The sequence below is a fragment of the Enterobacter sp. 200527-13 genome, assembly GCF_027924865.1.
GTDB classification, from domain to species: Bacteria; Pseudomonadota; Gammaproteobacteria; order Enterobacterales; family Enterobacteriaceae; genus Enterobacter; species Enterobacter ludwigii.
In genome coordinates this window covers 421178-437391 of the sequence record NZ_BSCM01000001.1, presented here as the reverse complement: position 1 = coordinate 437391, position 16214 = coordinate 421178, and the positions used below count along the sequence as shown (strand labels likewise).

At 54.1% G+C, this 16214-nt stretch carries 15 protein-coding genes; 8 read left to right on the top strand and 7 right to left on the bottom strand.

Annotation, left to right across the window (positions count from 1 at the left end):
• Positions 1–10: 10 nt before the first annotated feature.
• On the bottom strand, positions 11–748 hold the full coding sequence (locus tag QMG44_RS02025) for an SDR family oxidoreductase (RefSeq protein WP_086532822.1): 738 nt from the start codon (positions 746–748) through the stop codon (positions 11–13).
• 124 nt (positions 749–872) lie between these two features.
• On the opposite strand from QMG44_RS02025, the gene QMG44_RS02020 reads away from it, so the two are divergent.
• A complete protein-coding gene (locus tag QMG44_RS02020) occupies positions 873–1781 on the top strand; it encodes a LysR family transcriptional regulator (protein ID WP_086532823.1) in 909 nt (302 codons plus the stop codon).
• Between the two features lie 19 nt (positions 1782–1800).
• On the opposite strand, the gene QMG44_RS02015 is transcribed toward QMG44_RS02020, so the two are convergent.
• A complete protein-coding gene (locus QMG44_RS02015; protein ID WP_020885063.1) occupies positions 1801–2670 on the bottom strand; it encodes a LysR family transcriptional regulator in 870 nt (289 codons plus the stop codon).
• Between the two features lie 111 nt (positions 2671–2781).
• Between QMG44_RS02015 and QMG44_RS02010 the strand changes: the two genes are divergently transcribed.
• The 4 genes from QMG44_RS02010 (at position 2782) to QMG44_RS01995 (ending at position 6408) form a co-directional block, all read left to right on the top strand.
• Positions 2782–3528 carry a glucose 1-dehydrogenase gene (locus QMG44_RS02010; RefSeq protein ID WP_044857227.1) on the top strand — a complete coding sequence of 249 codons (747 nt, stop codon included), beginning with the start codon at positions 2782–2784 and terminating at the stop codon, positions 3526–3528.
• Between the two features lie 49 nt (positions 3529–3577).
• Entirely contained in the window at positions 3578–5035 is a 1458-nt protein-coding gene (locus QMG44_RS02005) for an MFS transporter (protein ID WP_281852990.1), read from the top strand.
• 107 nt (positions 5036–5142) lie between these two features.
• On the top strand, positions 5143–5526 hold the full coding sequence (locus QMG44_RS02000) for a RidA family protein (RefSeq protein WP_020885066.1): 384 nt from the start codon (positions 5143–5145) through the stop codon (positions 5524–5526).
• Between the two features lie 99 nt (positions 5527–5625).
• The gene (locus QMG44_RS01995) at positions 5626–6408 is read left to right on the top strand and encodes an alpha/beta fold hydrolase (RefSeq protein ID WP_086532825.1); all 783 of its coding nucleotides are present in this window, start codon (positions 5626–5628) and stop codon (positions 6406–6408) included.
• 86 nt (positions 6409–6494) lie between these two features.
• Here the strand turns inward: QMG44_RS01995 and QMG44_RS01990 are convergent, their stop codons facing one another.
• Complete coding sequence (locus QMG44_RS01990) at positions 6495–7889, bottom strand: HAMP domain-containing sensor histidine kinase (protein ID WP_086532826.1); 1395 nt, start codon at positions 7887–7889, stop codon at positions 6495–6497.
• Positions 7889–8566, bottom strand: a complete 678-nt coding sequence (locus QMG44_RS01985; RefSeq protein ID WP_020885069.1) for a response regulator transcription factor — start codon at positions 8564–8566, stop codon at positions 7889–7891. Before QMG44_RS01985 ends, QMG44_RS01990 begins: the two co-directional genes overlap by 1 nt.
• Positions 8567–8771: 205 nt before the next feature.
• On the opposite strand from QMG44_RS01985, the gene QMG44_RS01980 reads away from it, so the two are divergent.
• Positions 8772–9608 carry a MipA/OmpV family protein gene (locus tag QMG44_RS01980; protein ID WP_086532827.1) on the top strand — a complete coding sequence of 279 codons (837 nt, stop codon included), beginning with the start codon at positions 8772–8774 and terminating at the stop codon, positions 9606–9608.
• A gap of 151 nt (positions 9609–9759) precedes the next feature.
• Here QMG44_RS01980 and QMG44_RS01975 read toward each other — a convergent pair whose 3' ends face one another.
• From QMG44_RS01975 to QMG44_RS01965, 3 genes are all read right to left on the bottom strand, one after another.
• The gene (locus tag QMG44_RS01975) at positions 9760–10077 is read right to left on the bottom strand and encodes a YebG family protein (protein ID WP_063925354.1); all 318 of its coding nucleotides are present in this window, start codon (positions 10075–10077) and stop codon (positions 9760–9762) included.
• Positions 10078–10153: 76 nt separating this feature from the next.
• A complete protein-coding gene (locus QMG44_RS01970; protein ID WP_086532828.1) occupies positions 10154–11941 on the bottom strand; it encodes a hybrid sensor histidine kinase/response regulator in 1788 nt (595 codons plus the stop codon).
• Positions 11938–12570 carry a response regulator transcription factor gene (locus tag QMG44_RS01965; RefSeq protein ID WP_044867764.1) on the bottom strand — a complete coding sequence of 211 codons (633 nt, stop codon included), beginning with the start codon at positions 12568–12570 and terminating at the stop codon, positions 11938–11940. Before QMG44_RS01965 ends, QMG44_RS01970 begins: the two co-directional genes overlap by 4 nt.
• A 175-nt stretch (positions 12571–12745) precedes the next feature.
• Here QMG44_RS01965 and QMG44_RS01960 point away from each other — a divergent pair, with 175 nt between their 5' ends.
• Both QMG44_RS01960 and QMG44_RS01955 read left to right on the top strand, forming a co-directional pair.
• The gene (locus tag QMG44_RS01960) at positions 12746–13060 is read left to right on the top strand and encodes a lipoprotein (protein ID WP_014169014.1); all 315 of its coding nucleotides are present in this window, start codon (positions 12746–12748) and stop codon (positions 13058–13060) included.
• Positions 13061–13176: 116 nt separating this feature from the next.
• Positions 13177–16209, top strand: a complete 3033-nt coding sequence (locus QMG44_RS01955) for an autotransporter domain-containing protein (protein ID WP_281852989.1) — start codon at positions 13177–13179, stop codon at positions 16207–16209.
• The last annotated feature ends 5 nt before the right edge of the window (positions 16210–16214 follow it).

Sequence of the window (16214 nt, the reverse complement as noted above, 5' to 3'; positions counted from 1 at the left end):
GTCGGGGGGATTAGGCGAAGCCACCGTTTACACGAATAACCTGCGAGTTGATCCAGCTCCCGTCCGGACCGGCGATCATCGCTACTGCGCTGGCGATCTCTTCTGGGGTACCGATGCGCTCGAGCGGGGCCAGTTTTGCAACGGCCGCAACCTGCTCTTCGCTCTTACCGTTAAAGAAGAGCTCAGTCCCGGTGGGGCCCGGGGCAACGGCATTAACGGTGATATTTCTGCCCCGCAGTTCGTTTGCCAGCACGTGTACAAGCCCTTCCACGCCTGCTTTTGAGGCGATATAGGGACCATAAGCCGGGAAGGATTTGGCGATCACGCTCGTCGAAAGGGCAATGATTCTGCCGCCTTCACTCACGGTTTCAGCAGCATTTGCCAGCACCAGAAATGCGCCACGCAGGTTGGTATGAATGACACGATCAAAATCGTGAAGACCGGCAGGAGTAATCTTCGCCATTGGCATGATCCCCGCGCTGTGCACCACCACATCCAGTCTGCCGGTAACCGCTTTCGCTTGCTGGAACAAGTGGCTGACATCCGTTTCGCTGGCAACATCAGCCTGAATCGCCGTCGCACGGCCACCTTTAGCGACGATGCTCTGCACGGTTTGCTCTGCCGCCTCGGCATTACCTGCGTAATTCACGATAGTGGTAAAACCGTCCCGCGCGAGACGCTCAGCAATGGCGCGGCCGATACCACGGGAACCGCCCGTAACAAGAGCAGTTTTATTGACTTTGTCCATCGTTCTCTCCGGTTTCAGTGAAAGGGGTCTGAATGGAGATATTAATGTTTTAGCGGGAGAGATAAATGGGTGATATTTGATAACATAATTCCATTATCGTTAATAATCGCCTTCAGAATCCGTGATGGATAAATTTGATACCATGCTACTCTTCACCCGCATTGTAGAGCTTCAAAGCTTCAGTCAGGCCGCGGACCAGCTAGGGATCCCCAGAGCGACGGCCAGCAATGCAATAAAAAGCCTGGAGAAAAACCTGGAGTGTCGTCTGCTGGAGCGGACGACCAGACACGTGCGGGCCTCGCTGGATGGCGAGGCATTTTATGAACGCTGCGTGCATATTCTTTCTGAACTGGACGATGCGGAGTCTTCCCTGCGTCATTCCGGCGTAAGACTACAGGGGATTTTGCGCGTGAATCTTCACGGGGCCCATGCGACCCGCATTGTACTGCCCCGTATTGACGAGTTTCACGCCCGCTATCCCGCCATCAGGCTGGTTATCAGCAGTGGGGATCGTCTGGTCGATCTGATTCGGGAAGGCGTTGACTGCGCCGTACGCGCGGGCAAGCTCTTTGATTCATCATTAATTGCCCGGCCTTTAGCCCAGATGCCTCAGGTTATCTGCGCCAGTCCGGACTATCTTCGTAAGCACGGCCGACCAATGACCCCTGACGATCTGCTTTCTCACCAGAGCGTCAATTTCTTTTCCACCAGCCGGGGTAAGAACTACCCTCTGGAACTCATTGTTAACGGTAAAGAGAAAAGCTATCCGACCAAAGGCTGGATGACAGTGAATGACGCAGAGAATTACGTTATTTGCGCGTTGCGTGGATGTGGGCTGGTTCAGCTTCCACGTTATCATGTGGACGATGCCCTTCGGGATGGCCTGCTACAGGAAGTGTTAAGCGACTGGAAAAGCCCGGCCATGCAACTTTCGGCTATCTATCCACAGCACCGACAACTGTCTCCCCGTGTCCGGATTTTTGTAGACTGGCTGGTTTCTCTCTATCGGGAACGCTTTGAGGTGAACGCTTAATGGCTGCGTAAACCGTCGCTCACGTTGACGGTGCCGCGGGATCGGCAAGCATCGCATCAGCGATATCCAGCATAACCCGCAGGCGATCCATATGCCGGAGGTCAGAGTGATACCCTACCCATATATCTTTGGACGGCGGTGGCTCCGGCATGCTGATAGCCGCTAAGCCGGTGATGGCATCACCAAGCGGGCGCGGTAACACGGCGATGCCCATTCCACGCTGGCACATCTGTGCCTGTACGGCCCGGCTGGTACTGGTGAACACACGTCGTGACTGGGGAAACCTGTCGAGCAGCCAGGCGACGTCAGAGAAGTGGGATTGTGCCGTGTTCATCAGAATAAGCCCCACTGCGGCCGGATCGTGTCGGGCGATATCGGCGATTTCCGGCGTTCCATATAGCGCATAGGGGATGCGCATCAGGCGGCGCTGGACAATATCCGGTTCGGTAAAGGGAACGATGCGAAACGCAATGTCGGCATCACGCCGCGACAGGTTAAGTAAGCGGTAGCTTGCGATAAGCTCCGGCACAATCGCCGGATGGCGGCGCGTCAGTTCCTCCAGGACCGGTGCGAGTACATAGTTGGCAAACCACTCTGCTGAAGAGATCCGCAATATCCCTTCAAGACGTTCGTGATTACCGGCGAGACGCCGCTCCATCGCCAGCGCGGAGTTTTCCATCGCTTCTGCCAGCTTCAGCACCCTGTCGCCGGCGTCGGTCAGAACCAGACCATCCTGTGTCCGGCGAAATAGCGCTTGCTGCGCCTCTTCCTCAAGCGCCTTTATCCGGCGACCAATCGTCGGATGGCTCACACCCAGGCTTCGTGCCGCCTCGCCGAAAGAGCCCTTACGCATAACTGCAAGAAATACCCGGACATCGCCCCATTCCATGCCAGTGTCTCACCGTACAAAAATGAACATTGAATATACAAAAGTGGCAGTTCCAAAACAACTTTGTCGATATCACTATAGCGTCCTCACCCCAGTCAGGAAATGAATGACATGTACAAATTAAAAGACAAAGTGGCGATTGTAACCGGTGGTTCCAAAGGCATCGGAGCCGGGATTGCCCGTCAACTGGCGGCTGACGGCGCGAAGGTTATTGTCAATTACGCGTCAGGCAAAAGTAGTGCTGATAACGTCGTTGCCGATATACAAGCTGCCGGTGGGCAGGCGGTAGCGGTCGCGGCGGATGTCACCCGTCAGGCTGAGGTTGAGGTGCTGGTTCACGCGGCCATCGACATTTTCGGGCGGCTGGACATTGTGGTGAACAACGCCGGCATTTATGAGTTCGCCCGCATTGAAGAGAGCACAGAGGCACTCTACCGCAGACAATTCGACATCAATGTTCTGGGCCCGCTATTAATGTCCGGCGCTGCTGCGCCGCATCTGAATAAAGGCAGCAGCATCATTAACATCAGTTCGTTCGTCACCCGCGTCTTTATCGCCGAGAGTGCCATCTACAGCGGCACCAAAGGGGCGATCGATGCTATTACCGGGGTACTGTCACGAGAACTCGGCCCCCGGGGAATTCGCGTCAACGCGGTCAACCCTGGCCTTATCGAAACGGAAGGCAGTCATAGTGCAGGCGCGATGAACTCGGACTTCCAGACATGGAATGAAAAGCAGACCCCACTCGGCCGCATCGGTCAGGTGCAGGATGTTGCGCCAATCGTCTCATTTCTCGCATCAGACGATGCGGGATGGATCACCGGTGAGGTGATTCTTGCCTCCGGTGGCATGCGCTAACGCCCTGCCTCTCAATCTCTGCACATAACCGTTACCTGTGGAGTGTTCCATGTCGCCCCCTATCCTCCCGCAAGCCGAGCCGCGTCGCTGGGCAATGTTTGTCATCCTGCTGGTTGGTGCATTTTTGCCCCCGCTCGATTTTTTTATCGTCAATGTTGCGCTGCCTGCTATTCAGGACGAGCTGAGCGCCTCTTCCTCTGCTGAACAGCTGGTCATTTCGTCCTATGCAGCCGTGTATGCCGTAACCTTAATTACCGGCGGCCGTCTGGGTGATATTTATGGTCGTGGGAAGATGTTTTTTATAGGGCTTATCGGTTTTGCGGCGGCATCGCTGCTGTGCGGTTTAGCCTGGTCACCATGGGTACTGATTAGCGGACGCGTGTTACAGGGTGCTACGGCCGCGATTATGGCGCCTCAGGCACTGGCTTCCGTACAGGCCATTTTTCCGGAAGCGGAAAAACCGTTCGCGTTGAGTATCTATGGCGCTGTATTTGGCCTGGCCTCGGTTATCGGGCAGGTACTGGGCGGTATCCTGATCTCAGCGGATCTGTTTCACCTGGGATGGCGCGCTATTTTTCTCGTTAACTTGCCGGTGGCGCTGCTGGTCATTCTCTTCGGATTGCCACTGCTGAAAGAGACGCGTGCGCCATCCGCACAACGACTGGACCCGGTCGGCATGTTACTGGCGACCGCCACGTTGAGTGCGCTGATTGTGCCGTTAATTGAAGGCCGTGAAGCGGGATGGCCCTGGTGGACATGGCTGTCATTTCTGGCTGTCCCGCTGCTGGCGTCGCTGTTATGGCGTTATGAGCGTCGCCTTAGCCAGAACGGCGGTTCGCCTCTGCTTGATCCGGTCGTATTACGCGCGCCGGGGCTGGGTCAGGGGCTGGCGATCGTTTTGCTGTTTTATTCTATCGGGGCCTTCTTTCTTTTGTTCTCCGTTTATCTACAAGAGGCGTTGCAGTTAAACGCCCTGACTGCGGGCCTGCTTTTTCTGCCTTTTGGCGTGGGTTTTCTGATCGGTCCGTTGCTAACACCTTATCTGAGGCGTTTTGTCGGCAATTACCTGAGCGCAATCGGGATGGGATGCGAGACGTTGGGGTTAGCAGGTCTGGCAGGGTTGATTGCCCATACCATGATGGGTAGCGCACCGGCCATGCTGCCGCTCGCTGTATTGCTTTTTATCACCGGCCTCGGCAAGGGACTGGCGATGCCGACGCTGGTCCGGATGGTGACAGGCCGCGTTGCACCGGCGTTTTCAGGCATGATTGCCGGGGTAACCAGCTCGACACTCCAAATCAGCACTGCGCTGAGCGTCGCCGTCATCGGTGGCATTTTTTACAGCATGCTGGACACCGGCAGAAGCGGTGCAAATATTACGCATGCCTTTATCGTCGCCCTTCTGGCGATGGCGATATGCCTGGCCACGGGTGCCGCGCTAAGCATCCGGCTTATCCGGCAGGCCTCCGGTTTATTTTCTGCTGCGAGCGGCGCGTCTATCAAGTAACGTAACAGACAATCAACTGGCTGAGGCGTGGACATCCTTGCTCATGTTCCTCCCCAGCGTGCCGTTTACCCGCAGCACGTACTCCTGCATCAACCTGAGAAAAAATCATGAAAAAATCGATAGTCCCTGAAGAATTCCAACACTATTTCGATGACTGGCACTTCTCGCCTGTCATCGAAGCAGATGGCACGGTGTATCTCTCTGGTGTTACCGCGGCACGGAAGGACAAACCGATAAGTCAGCATCCGGAAGAACAATTCCATGATGCGTTTTATAAGCTTGGTGTTTATTTGAAAGCCGCAGGCTTAGGGTATGAAAATATTCTTGAGATGACCACTTTTCATATTGATCTTAAAAAACATATAGACGTTTTTTCTAAGGTGAAAGATGAATATGTTAAGGCACCCTACCCGGCGTGGACTGCCATAGGCGTATCAGCGTTCATTCCAGAAAATGCGCTGGTGGAAATGCGGATTGTGGCTAAAAAATAGTGCCGCCGTGAGTCCCCAAATCACCTCAGGCACGAACCGGATCGACTTAAGCGCCGCAAGGTCTGCTACGAACAAACGGCAGACCTCGACGAGACGACAATGTCTTCATCAACTGCAATAGGCTATGTTTACAGATTCAGAAACCCTGGCAATGGCACTGCGGCCAGAAAATGGGACTTGCCGATGAATGCAGAGAACCTTCCTGTGGTACTTATCCCGGGATTTATGCTTGATGAAACACTGTGGGACGATTTTATCACCGCATTTCCCGAGCGCAGGCTCTTTATACCTGCGAGCCTGGGCCAGGCAACCACACTCCAGGATATAGCCGCTAACATAGTCCAGAAACTACCGGAGCGTTTTGTGCTGGCCGGCTTTTCGCTAGGTGGTTATGTTGCCAGAGCTATTTATGAGGCTTTTCCGGAACGGACAGCAGCGATGATCCTCATTGCCACATCTCTCAGAGAGGATTCGGCAGAACAGATAAATACCCGTGTTGCTGCAGCGAATATCAATTCCTCCAGAGAATTTAGTGGGCTGAGCACAACGGCCATTAGAAAATCACTTCATGCTGATCTCGCCAGTAATACGGCCATCATTGAGAAAATCCGTAATATGGGAAAAAGGCTGGGAGCCGATGTATTCAGAGTTCAGTCAGGGCTAAACCGCGAGCGAATAACATTAAAACCCATTTCATGCCCGACCTACGTTATTGCAGCGAAACATGATCGGCTGCGTTCAACAGAGGAGGCAGAAGAACTCGCCAGGCTAACCGGAACCTGTGTGGATTATGTTGACGGTTGTGGACATCTTATTCCTCTGGAAAAACCGGATGAACTGGCCCAGCGTGTGTCCAGATGGCTCGATAAAACAGGCCTTTAAAATAACGTTGGTGCAAACAGAGTCCCCCTATTCTCTGCGAATCAAACGCCAGGACGTTTTTCTTAGATGTCTGCTTCTGGCCTCTGCTACGCATTTTCGGCTATCGGAGTTGGGAAATCGACAGTGACCAGGAGCCCGCCTTCTGCAGACGTACACAGGCCTACGCTGCTGTTGTGTTGCTGCGCAACCGCGTTGACGATGGCAAGCCCCAGTCCACTCCCGCTTTGCATCTGGTTGGGGTCGCGAAAAAATCGGTCGAACACACGCTCCCTCAATTCAGGCCGAATACCGGGCCCGGCATCTGAGACACGAAGCTGCGTGGCGTTATCCCGCGATCGTATCTCTACTTCAACTCGTCCGCCCTCAGGGCTGTACTTGACTGCGTTCTCAATCAAATTGTCAATCAGCGACATCAGGCGCTCCCTGATGCCTGTGATCCAGATTTCATCATCAGAGACGAATTCAAGCTCTATCCTGCGCTCCGTAGCCAGCGGTTCCAGTGCTGCCATTCGCTCCTGAATGAGCGTCGTCAGCGGCACTGGCTGCATAACGGCATCAATACGTGCTTCACTGTGCATCATCAGCAACAATTGATTGACGAGTCGGGCAGCCCGGCTGTTGCTGCGAACAATCCCCGCCAGTAATTCCTGTTGAGTTTCATTGCTTACATACGACTGCAGCGCCTCCACGTTGATTCGCATTGCAGCCAGAGGAGTACGCAGCTCGTGAGCGGCATCAGCAATGAAAATCCGTTCCCTTTCCGCGCTTTCGCGCACCCTGGCAAGAAACACGTTTATCGCGTCCACCATTTGACGAAGCTCCCTGTGTTTTGGCATGGCTTTTAATGGAGAGAGATCGTCTGGCGTTCGCAAGGATATTTCATTTACGACCTTGCTCCAGGGCCGCATTGCAATGCGAATTGACAGCCACGCGGGAAATAAAAGAAAAGGAATGCATACCAGTAGCGGCAATATGTAATAGCCACGCGAGTTCAGGTAGATAAAGAAGTTCCAGCCTCCGGCAGGCGTCACAAGTGTCACCTCCACATCGGAGTTCCCGGATTTTAGCGTACGGCTGGTCCAGGTGCGCCCCTCACTCTCAATGCGCTGTAATTCCCCCAGTTGGGTGTTTACGACCCCTGTTGGTGCGCCATCAGATGAATAAATTATCTCGTTATGTTTGCGAATAATGAGGCTGATTGACAGTTCGGGATCTTCACCTCCGCCATATCCTTCCCGCAACGCCTTACTGAACGTGTTCAGCACATCGGTGCGTTCCTGCGGGCGATCGTCCATACTGTCCACCAGCGTAAAAAGGGTTTCGTAGGTCTTACTGCCCGTTAATATCGGGGGGCTACGCAAGTCCTCCCACAAAACAAAAGTCAAAAAAAGACACCACAGCAAGGTCAGCAGCAGCATCTGGGCGATGATGATTCGCCGTACGAGCGTGGGGAGTCTCAGGGTGCGCCAGATATTTCGCATCAATCACCGCCTTTGTAGATCGGTACAGTATCAATGACATACCCCACCCCTCTCACCGTTCGCACATAACCGTCCCCGATTTTTCGACGCAAATTCCCCATATGCACGTCGAGAGCATTACTCAGATTTTCTTTGGTGCCGAAGATTCTTTCTTCCAGAAAACGTCGTGTAAGCACGCGGTCAGCGCGCAACATTAACGTTTCAAGCAGCGCGTATTCACTTGCCGTCAACTCCACGTGACGGGCACTCACCGTCACGCGACGCGTTGGCACATGCAGAGATAACCCTCTGATTTCTATCGCCTCATTCTGAAAACCGTAACTGCGTCGCGCAAGCGCTCTTACCCTGGCCAACAACTCGGCGAGAATAAAAGGTTTAACAAGGTAATCGTCTGCACCGGCATCCAGCCCGCACAGGCGATCCTGTAGCGTGCCTCGGGCAGTCAGAATGATGACAGGGATCCCCTTGAACTGCTGCCGCAAGCAGGTCATCAGGCCCATGCCATCGCCATCGGGCAGTCCCAGGTCGAGCAATATCAGTTCTGGCACGCAGGCATCAAGCTGATGCAGCGCATCCTCTTTGCGGCGAACCCATATGACATCAAATCCTTGATCTGCAAGGGCGATCCGCACGCCATTGCCCAGATCCAGGTCGTCTTCGATTAGTAGAATTTTCACATTGGTAACGGTATCAACAGTGAATGAAGAACGTCTTAAGAAAAAAACGGTTTCGATAAATCTATCAGGTTTACTGCAGCGGTACTTGCTTCAGCGTTTCTTCATTTTCGGCTCATAAGAACCTTAGGGTGCGTATTCAAACTGAGAAAACTGGCGTGAATAACCGCTTGTATCGTCATCATTTGAATCCACAAGGACTTCTTTAATGAGAAACATCGCACTGCGTCATCAGTTTCCTCCTTTGCTCTCGCCTCGCAGCCTGAAAAAAATAGTGCCGGGAGTCGTTCTGGCGTTTCTGACCACCCCGACACTGGCGGCAGAACAGAACCAGGGTAACGTGTTGACCCTGGGGGGAGGTGTGGATATTGCGCCACGCTATTCTGGTTCGGATAAAAGCCGCGCCACTACAGCATTAGTGCTTGATTACTCCATGGCAAATGGCGTCTTTATCAGCACCACGCGGGGTATCGGTTACGGTAACAGTGTCGGTAAACTGGAGTACAACGCTGCGCTGAGCTACCGCGCTGGTCGCAAGGATCGTGACGTGAACAGCGATTCAATAAGCTCCGGCAGTGACGACTTGCGGGGTATGGGTGACGTCAAAGGCTCGGCCATCATTGTGCCCGGACTGGGGTATAAGGTGACCGACTGGCTGAGTGTGCAATTGCAGGCTGAAGTGCCGGTTTCTGAAAGAAACAACGGTGAGGCCCTGCACTTCGGGATTATCAGCCCGCTTTATACATCACCGAAAAATTCCCTGACGCTGGCGCTGACCACCAGTTGGGGATCCAGCAAATACATGCAGACATACTACGGGGTGAATGCCGCACAGTCAGCAGCATCGGGGTTTTCCCGACATGATGCTGGATCCGGTATTTATGCTTACTCGCTGAATGTGGACTGGACCCACAAGCTCACCCCAGACTGGAGCGTAGCTGTCGCAACAGGCGTTACGCAGTTGACGGGAGATGCAGGCAATAGCCCCATTGTTCAACGAAAAACGTCGCCCACGGGAAGTTTGAAAGTGACGTACAGCTTCTGATCGTGATGGGATGAGTGCTTCCCGACGACTTCTCGCTCTGAACTCTCAATAATATGTATTCGTCCCGCCCCTGTCAGATAACGGGGCGGCACTCACATGCCCTGATGCCCCCCTGAATCGGGGCATCAGAATCGATGATGCACTCTGGCGATCAGGCAGCTTTAACGGCTCTGATTTTTTTACTGCCAGCCGCATCTGGCTCGGGGTTATCTGTGGCAGTGGCGGCATTGAGATCGGGAAGCTTGCTGGTACGCAGAATATGCTGCACGGCCTCTTTCTGCTCGGCGAGATACAGCCCAAGATTTTCAGCCTGCGTTTCATCCATCTGCATTTCGCTTTGCAACAGCCAGTCGGTGAACGCTTCTGCCATGTCGAGCAGTTTGTCGTGAGCGTCAGCCTCTTTTTTACTGGCAAATGTCATTTTCTCTTCACCTTTTCGTACGACAACATATTTTGTTTCAACAGCCATTACGCACCTCTCATACTGTATTTATATACAGTATAGCATGTCCAGAATTGTGTTGCAGTCAAATTGCACTTTCGTTTTAGCCCGAGCCTGCAGACCACTGTGTCAGTAGCGCATGCAGTTTGGCTGGCTCCAGCGGCTTACGCAACACCAGGTAGCCTTCCTGCTCCGCTGCCAGCAGAACCGGCGAGTTAAACTCCCCGCTGACCATCGCGCCGCTCATGTCGGGCAGACGTTCGAAAAGTGCTTTCAGGATGTCGAACCCGCTTTCGCCGGATCGCAGGCGCTGGTCGCACAGTACAGCAAATGGCGTGAAACCGTCGTCAATGATGGCAAAAGCGTCTTCGGCCGAGGCCGCGCAGCGCACGTTAATCCCCCAGAGGCCCATCAGGCTCTCCCAGGCGGACGTCACCAGCGGATCGTCGTCAACGATCAGGCAGGAGCCATGCAGTGGCGCATAGCGTACCGGTGTAGCGATGTTGTCACCGGCGGGCAGTGGATCCACCGCTTTCACGTCACCCGTGTATTGAGTAAAGCGCATCCAGAAGCGCGAACCTTTGCCTTCAATGGAGTGCATTCCATACTTCACGTTCATCAGCTTGGCACAGCGGGCAACCACCGCCAGGCCCAGCCCGTGCCCTGCGCTGTCGATCTTCCATGCCAGCTCGGGGCGGTAGTAAGGCGAGAAGATTTTGCTTTTTTCGTCGTCGGCGATCCCGACCCCGGTGTCCCATACTTCCACCAGACACTCGACACCGCGCGGACGGATCGCAACCAGCACACCGCCCTGTTGCGTATAGCGAAGGGCATTTTGTATCAGGTTAATCAAGGACTGACGCACCAGCAGCGGGTCACCCATCACGAAGAGGCGACGTTTGGGCCGCCAGGTTCGCAGCCGCAGTGCGCGACTGTTGGCCTCTTCGCGAAACAGGGTGATCACCGAGTCGAGAAGCGTGCCGATGTCCACGCGTGTAGGGGCGGTCATTACATTGCCAGATTCAATTTTGCTGAGATCGAGCAGGGAATTGAACATCAGGTGCACCGAACGAACGCTCTGTTGCAGGTCAAGCAGCTGCGGCGTCAGGCTGTCGTCCTGGTTTCTGTGGATAATGGCTTCGATCAAAAAGCCCATGGCATGCACCGGCTGGCGAAGATCGTGGCTGGCGGTCGTCAGGAACTGATTTTTATCGAGCAACGCCTGTTCCGCTTCTTCTTTGGCCTGCCGGAACTGCTCCGCCAGGCGTGAGCTTTGCTCTTCCAGCAGTGCTTGCTGAATAAAGAACGCGTGGGACGTTAACGCATGGCGGTAGATTGCGAAGCCGTACAGCAGGTTCAGCATCAGCACGATGAACATCAGGTCATCCAGTCGCAGGATGATACCGAGAGTCAGAACTCCCCAGGAGGCAAAGAAAAACCGTGTGAAGGTGCTGATGACCGGCGTCAGATGCGTCGCATTGGCAGCGACAATAGCGGCAATGCTGATATTAAGGAGCAGGAAAAAGTCAAAATTCTGCGTCTGCGGGGTAATTAAATAGAGTGATGAAATCCCCAGCCCGTGAAAAAAGGCCACCTTATTAATGCGCGGAAGCCAGCGGCGCAGGACGGCCTCATCATCATTTTCTTTAACCTCTTGCTGATAGCGCCGATGCACTATTCGGATCGCCACAGCACAGAGCAAGTAAATTATTATCCAGGTAATGGTGGGACCCAGATCGTCCCCCAGCAAATGGATCCAGATAGCGAAAGGAATGCCGACAAAAGGCACAGCGCTAAAGCTGAATACCAGCCGCAGAAACGTATTATTCAGCAGGCGAATTTGCGCGGGGGGAGAGATGCCATCGTTCTGTGAACCCTGGAAAAATCTCATTCCGACGGCTCCCGTTTGCCATGCAGTAGCGTGATGGCTTCCACCCGACTGTTAACGCCTATCTTTTTCAGAATATTGCTGATGTGTTCTTTTACCGTGGGCTCAGAAATAGAAAGCTGGGCTGCAATTCTTTTATTTGGCAGGCCGCGCATAATCATATTCAAAACATCAATTTGCCGCGGCGTTAAGTTAAATTTACTTAACTTCTCATTATTCGTCTTAACGGCACATTCGTTTGCACAAGGAAACCATGTCAGATTATCCGCCAGGGCAAAAACGGCCCGTGAGAATAATTCAGGAGGTTCGCTTTTCAATACGAAACCGTGTCCTCCGGCCGTATGCACTTTCTGCCAGATATCGTTATTTTCATCCCCACTGACGACCAGGAGGCGCACCTGAGGGTAAAGCTGTTTCACTTCTTTGAGTAATTTCAACGCCGTACCGGAAGATAGCCAAAAATCGATTACCAGTAAACGTGGCGGGCCATTTTCCCTAATATGACGGTAGCAATCTTCTTCATTCGTCACGACATACGCCTGTTTGAACCGGCAATGTGTAATCAGAAAATTGGCGATGCCGCTTGCTACCAATGGATGGTCATCAACGACCAACGCATAATTCTGCCCCAAAGGAATCTCCTTTCACCTTCGCGTATCTGAGAGTACAGATGAATTATTATCGACCCACCCTACTTTAGGAGGGTTTTTTCAATTAGGAAAGAGAAATATATTACCCGCTGATTTGGGTAATAGAAAACATAAATACAATCAGTGATTTTAACTGGTTGGATATAAAGGATAATTTATGAAAAGACCACTAATCGCTTTAACCGTTACGTTGATGCTAGCCGGTTGTTCCACCCTGAAAACCGATCAGGCTATTCCACTGCTGCAGGCGGAAACCGCTAAAATGCTGGGGCTGGGCTCGTCGGACGAAATAACGGTGACCAACGTGAATGGTGCCCAACCGGATGCATTGGGCGGCCAAAAACTTTCTTATCGCGCCACGACAGAAAAAGGGCGAATTTTCGATTGCTCATCAATGATGATGCCTGGAATTTTAGGATCTGCGCCGACGCTAAGCGCGCCGACCTGTACGCCGGTTGTCACGCATAAATAATTTCCTCAATACCAAAAGGCGTACAAATAATAACGCCTTTTAAATTTCCCGACACATTTGAGTTTCATATAAAAACGATTTTCCAGACATCATGCTAATGAGTACGGAGATAGCCCGTGAATAACTCTACATCGCATTCTTTAGCGGTTAAGACACCGCTTTCCAGACTTTACCTCGCTCTATTTTCCGCACCGCTGTTGATGCTCTCCCCTGCCGATTTCGCTCGCGCAGCGGATGCCATTTTTGACGGCGATGCGCGTGTTACCGAATCTTTAGGTTACACCGGCGATGTTTACGTCGGCCGTAACCAACGCGGGAACCTGCTGATCGATAATGGCAAAATCACTGCCTATAACATCAATATCGGTCGACTGTTCAACGGCCAAATTTATGAAAGCGTGGTCACGGTCCGCGGACCAAACGCCGAGCTGAACGCGGTTAACGATCAGTACATTCTGCGTGGTGGCCTGAATCTTGGCCTGGGCACCCTGCGAGTCGAAGACGGTGCGCTGGCCAGCGCGAAGGAGATCGTGGTCGGTACCACCCGTGGCTACGACAGCCACCTAATCGCTACGGGCGCCGGTTCACGCGTCGTCAGTAATTTTCTCAGCGTTGGCACTGACCTGGGAGCCCGCTCCACGCTGGCGATTGAAAACGGTGCGACGCTCAACACCACCTACGATGCCCGTATCGGCAATGGTTCCGGCCCAGATGAAACCGACAAGCTGAGCCCGAAAGCCACCGTCACGGGATCCGGTTCGCAATGGAATGTTGGCCGTACGCTCATGCTTTATGGCGATCTGGACGTGCTCAACGGCGGAGCGGTTAACGTGGGCAACATTCAGGTGGCGGGCGTCTCAGGCGCACGTAAAACCGCCGAGCTGGTTATCGCGGGCGAGGGCTCGCGTTTTACCAGTGCCAGCAGCGTTAGCGTTGGCGATTACGGCAATGGCGTACTGTCGGTCATGGACGGCGGTGCATTTTCCGCAGGCAGTAACGAGCTGGTAGTGGGGATGACGGGTTCTGGCTCGAACCGGGGCGCGCTGATAATCGGCAGCCGCGGCAATATGGACTCCGGCACCGGTTTAACGGAGCCGACGCTCGGCGCGGCGGGCGGCGCGGGCACTCTTGATGCGAAGACGGCAATCAGCCTTCGGGGTGGGTTATTCGGCAGCTATGTCTACTTCAACCATACCGACGGAAATTACGTTTTCAGCAACAAGATGAGCGGCGAAGGTGAAGTGATCAATACCTCCGGTCAGACCACGCTGAACGGCGATCTTTCAGGGCTCAAGGCGAACGTGACCGCGCGCGGTGGAAAAGTCATTATTGCCAGCAATATCAACACCCAACCCGAAGACGATATTTTTGATGTGCAGACGCTTAGCGCCGAGAACGGCGGCACGCTGATCCTCAACGCGACGGCGGGATCGGAGGTCAGTAACGGACAAGGTTACAGCAGCGCCGCGTCGATCAAAGCCGGCGGCACGCTGGGCGGTGACGGCACGCTGGGCCAGACAGAGATCCTCTCCGGCGGCCATATCTCGCCCGGTGATGGTACTATCGGCACGCTGACGCTGAAACGCTACCTGAACTTTGTGGGTGAATCGTTCTATGACGTTGATATCGCCGGTGACGGCCGCAGCGATCAGTTACTGGTGTCTGGCAAAACGACCATCAGCGATCAGGCTAAAGTACAGGTTACCGCGCTGGATCCGCAGACCAGCTACAAAACGGGCCAAAGCTATCGCATTCTAACCTCCGACGGGGGAATTGACGGCCAGTTCGCCGGGGCCATCTCCAAATCCGCCTTCCTGGACGTGGCACTGAAACAGAGCACCGACGCTGTCGATCTCACCATCGCGCAGAAAGAGACCGGCGGAGAGAATCCTGGGGGCGAAAACCCGGGTGGTGAGAATCCGGGCGGTGAGAACCCAGGGGGTGAAAATCCGGGTGGTGAAAACCCTGGCGGTGAGAATCCAGGCGGCGAGAATCCAGGTGGAGAAAATCCAGGAAGCGGTAAACCGGGTATTTTCCAGACGGTAGCCAACACCAGCAACCAGTGGAATACCGCCGGCGCGCTTTCCACGCTGACACAAAACGGCCCTTCCCTGGCGCTGTATAACTCTCTGCTGGTACTCAGCGCACCGCAAGCGCGCGAGGCGTTCAACCAGCTGTCAGGTGAAGTTTACCCGTCGGTACAGTCTAACCTGATCGCCGGCAGCACTCAGCTGTTCAACGTACTGAACCAGCGCATGCAGCGCGCGTTCGATAATGACAGTCTGCCGATACCGCCGTTAGCGATGTCGCTGGTACAACAGCCGGAGCAACAAAATAACGGCGTATGGGGCCAGACCTTCAGTTCCTGGAGCAGAACGCGCGACAACGGTAACGCAGGCAAGCTGGACGGCAACACCACCGGCTTCCTGCTGGGCGCGGATCGCACGTTGGCTGACCATAACGTACGTGTCGGGGGGTACTTCGGCTATAGCCGTGGTGATTACGACGTTGATAGCCGCCGTTCATCCACGGATACCGACAACTATCACCTTGGCCTGTATGCCGCAGGGCAACAGAATGCGTTCTCACTGCGCGGCGCGCTGGGTTACACCTGGCACAAGATTGAAGGCGAGCGCAACGTTGATTTCAGTGGTTTCTCGGACCGCCTGAAGTCAGATTACGACGCCAACTCGCTGCTGGCGTTTACCGAGGCGGGCTACCGTTTTGGCCAGCCGGCGATGAATGTTGAACCGTTTATCAACCTGTCCTGGATTCGACTGCATACCGACAGTTTCAGGGAAGATGGCGGTGCCGCCGCGCTGAGCGTGCGTAATGAAACGATGAACACCTTCTACTCCACGCTCGGGATGCGCGGTGTCACCGAGCTGCCGAAAAACGTTAACCTGTATGGTTCGTTGGGCTGGCAGCACGCCTACGGGGATAAAAACACTTCATCGCGTATGGCATTTGCCGGCAGTGACGCGTTCATCACCCAGGGCCAGGCCGTTGAGGAGGACGTGATGGTGGGCGATATCGGCGTCAGCGTACAGCTGTCGCGCGCTGCGACGCTGGATGTCGGTTATCAGGGGCAACTCGGTCAAGACACCCGCATCAATTCGGTCAACGCTAACCTGCGCTGGTCGTTCTGATTACC

Bases quoted from the DNA above. Each gene is read 5' to 3' on its own strand.
- QMG44_RS02015 (WP_020885063.1), bottom strand. From the start codon at position 2,670: ATGGAATGGGGCGATGTCCGGGTATTTCTTGCAGTTATGCGTAAGGGC.
- QMG44_RS02010 (WP_044857227.1), top strand. From the start codon at position 2,782: ATGTACAAATTAAAAGACAAAGTGGCGATTGTAACCGGTGGTTCCAAA.
- QMG44_RS01970 (WP_086532828.1), bottom strand. From the start codon at position 11,941: ATGAGATTTTTCCAGGGTTCACAGAACGATGGCATCTCTCCCCCCGCG.
- QMG44_RS02020 (WP_086532823.1), top strand. From the start codon at position 873: ATGGATAAATTTGATACCATGCTACTCTTCACCCGCATTGTAGAGCTT.
- QMG44_RS01980 (WP_086532827.1), top strand. From the start codon at position 8,772: ATGAGAAACATCGCACTGCGTCATCAGTTTCCTCCTTTGCTCTCGCCT.
- QMG44_RS01995 (WP_086532825.1), top strand. From the start codon at position 5,626: ATGTCTTCATCAACTGCAATAGGCTATGTTTACAGATTCAGAAACCCT.
- QMG44_RS01960 (WP_014169014.1), top strand. From the start codon at position 12,746: ATGAAAAGACCACTAATCGCTTTAACCGTTACGTTGATGCTAGCCGGT.
- QMG44_RS02025 (WP_086532822.1), bottom strand. From the start codon at position 748: ATGGACAAAGTCAATAAAACTGCTCTTGTTACGGGCGGTTCCCGTGGT.
- QMG44_RS01990 (WP_086532826.1), bottom strand. From the start codon at position 7,889: ATGCGAAATATCTGGCGCACCCTGAGACTCCCCACGCTCGTACGGCGA.
- QMG44_RS02005 (WP_281852990.1), top strand. From the start codon at position 3,578: ATGTCGCCCCCTATCCTCCCGCAAGCCGAGCCGCGTCGCTGGGCAATG.
- QMG44_RS01975 (WP_063925354.1), bottom strand. From the start codon at position 10,077: ATGGCTGTTGAAACAAAATATGTTGTCGTACGAAAAGGTGAAGAGAAA.
- QMG44_RS02000 (WP_020885066.1), top strand. From the start codon at position 5,143: ATGAAAAAATCGATAGTCCCTGAAGAATTCCAACACTATTTCGATGAC.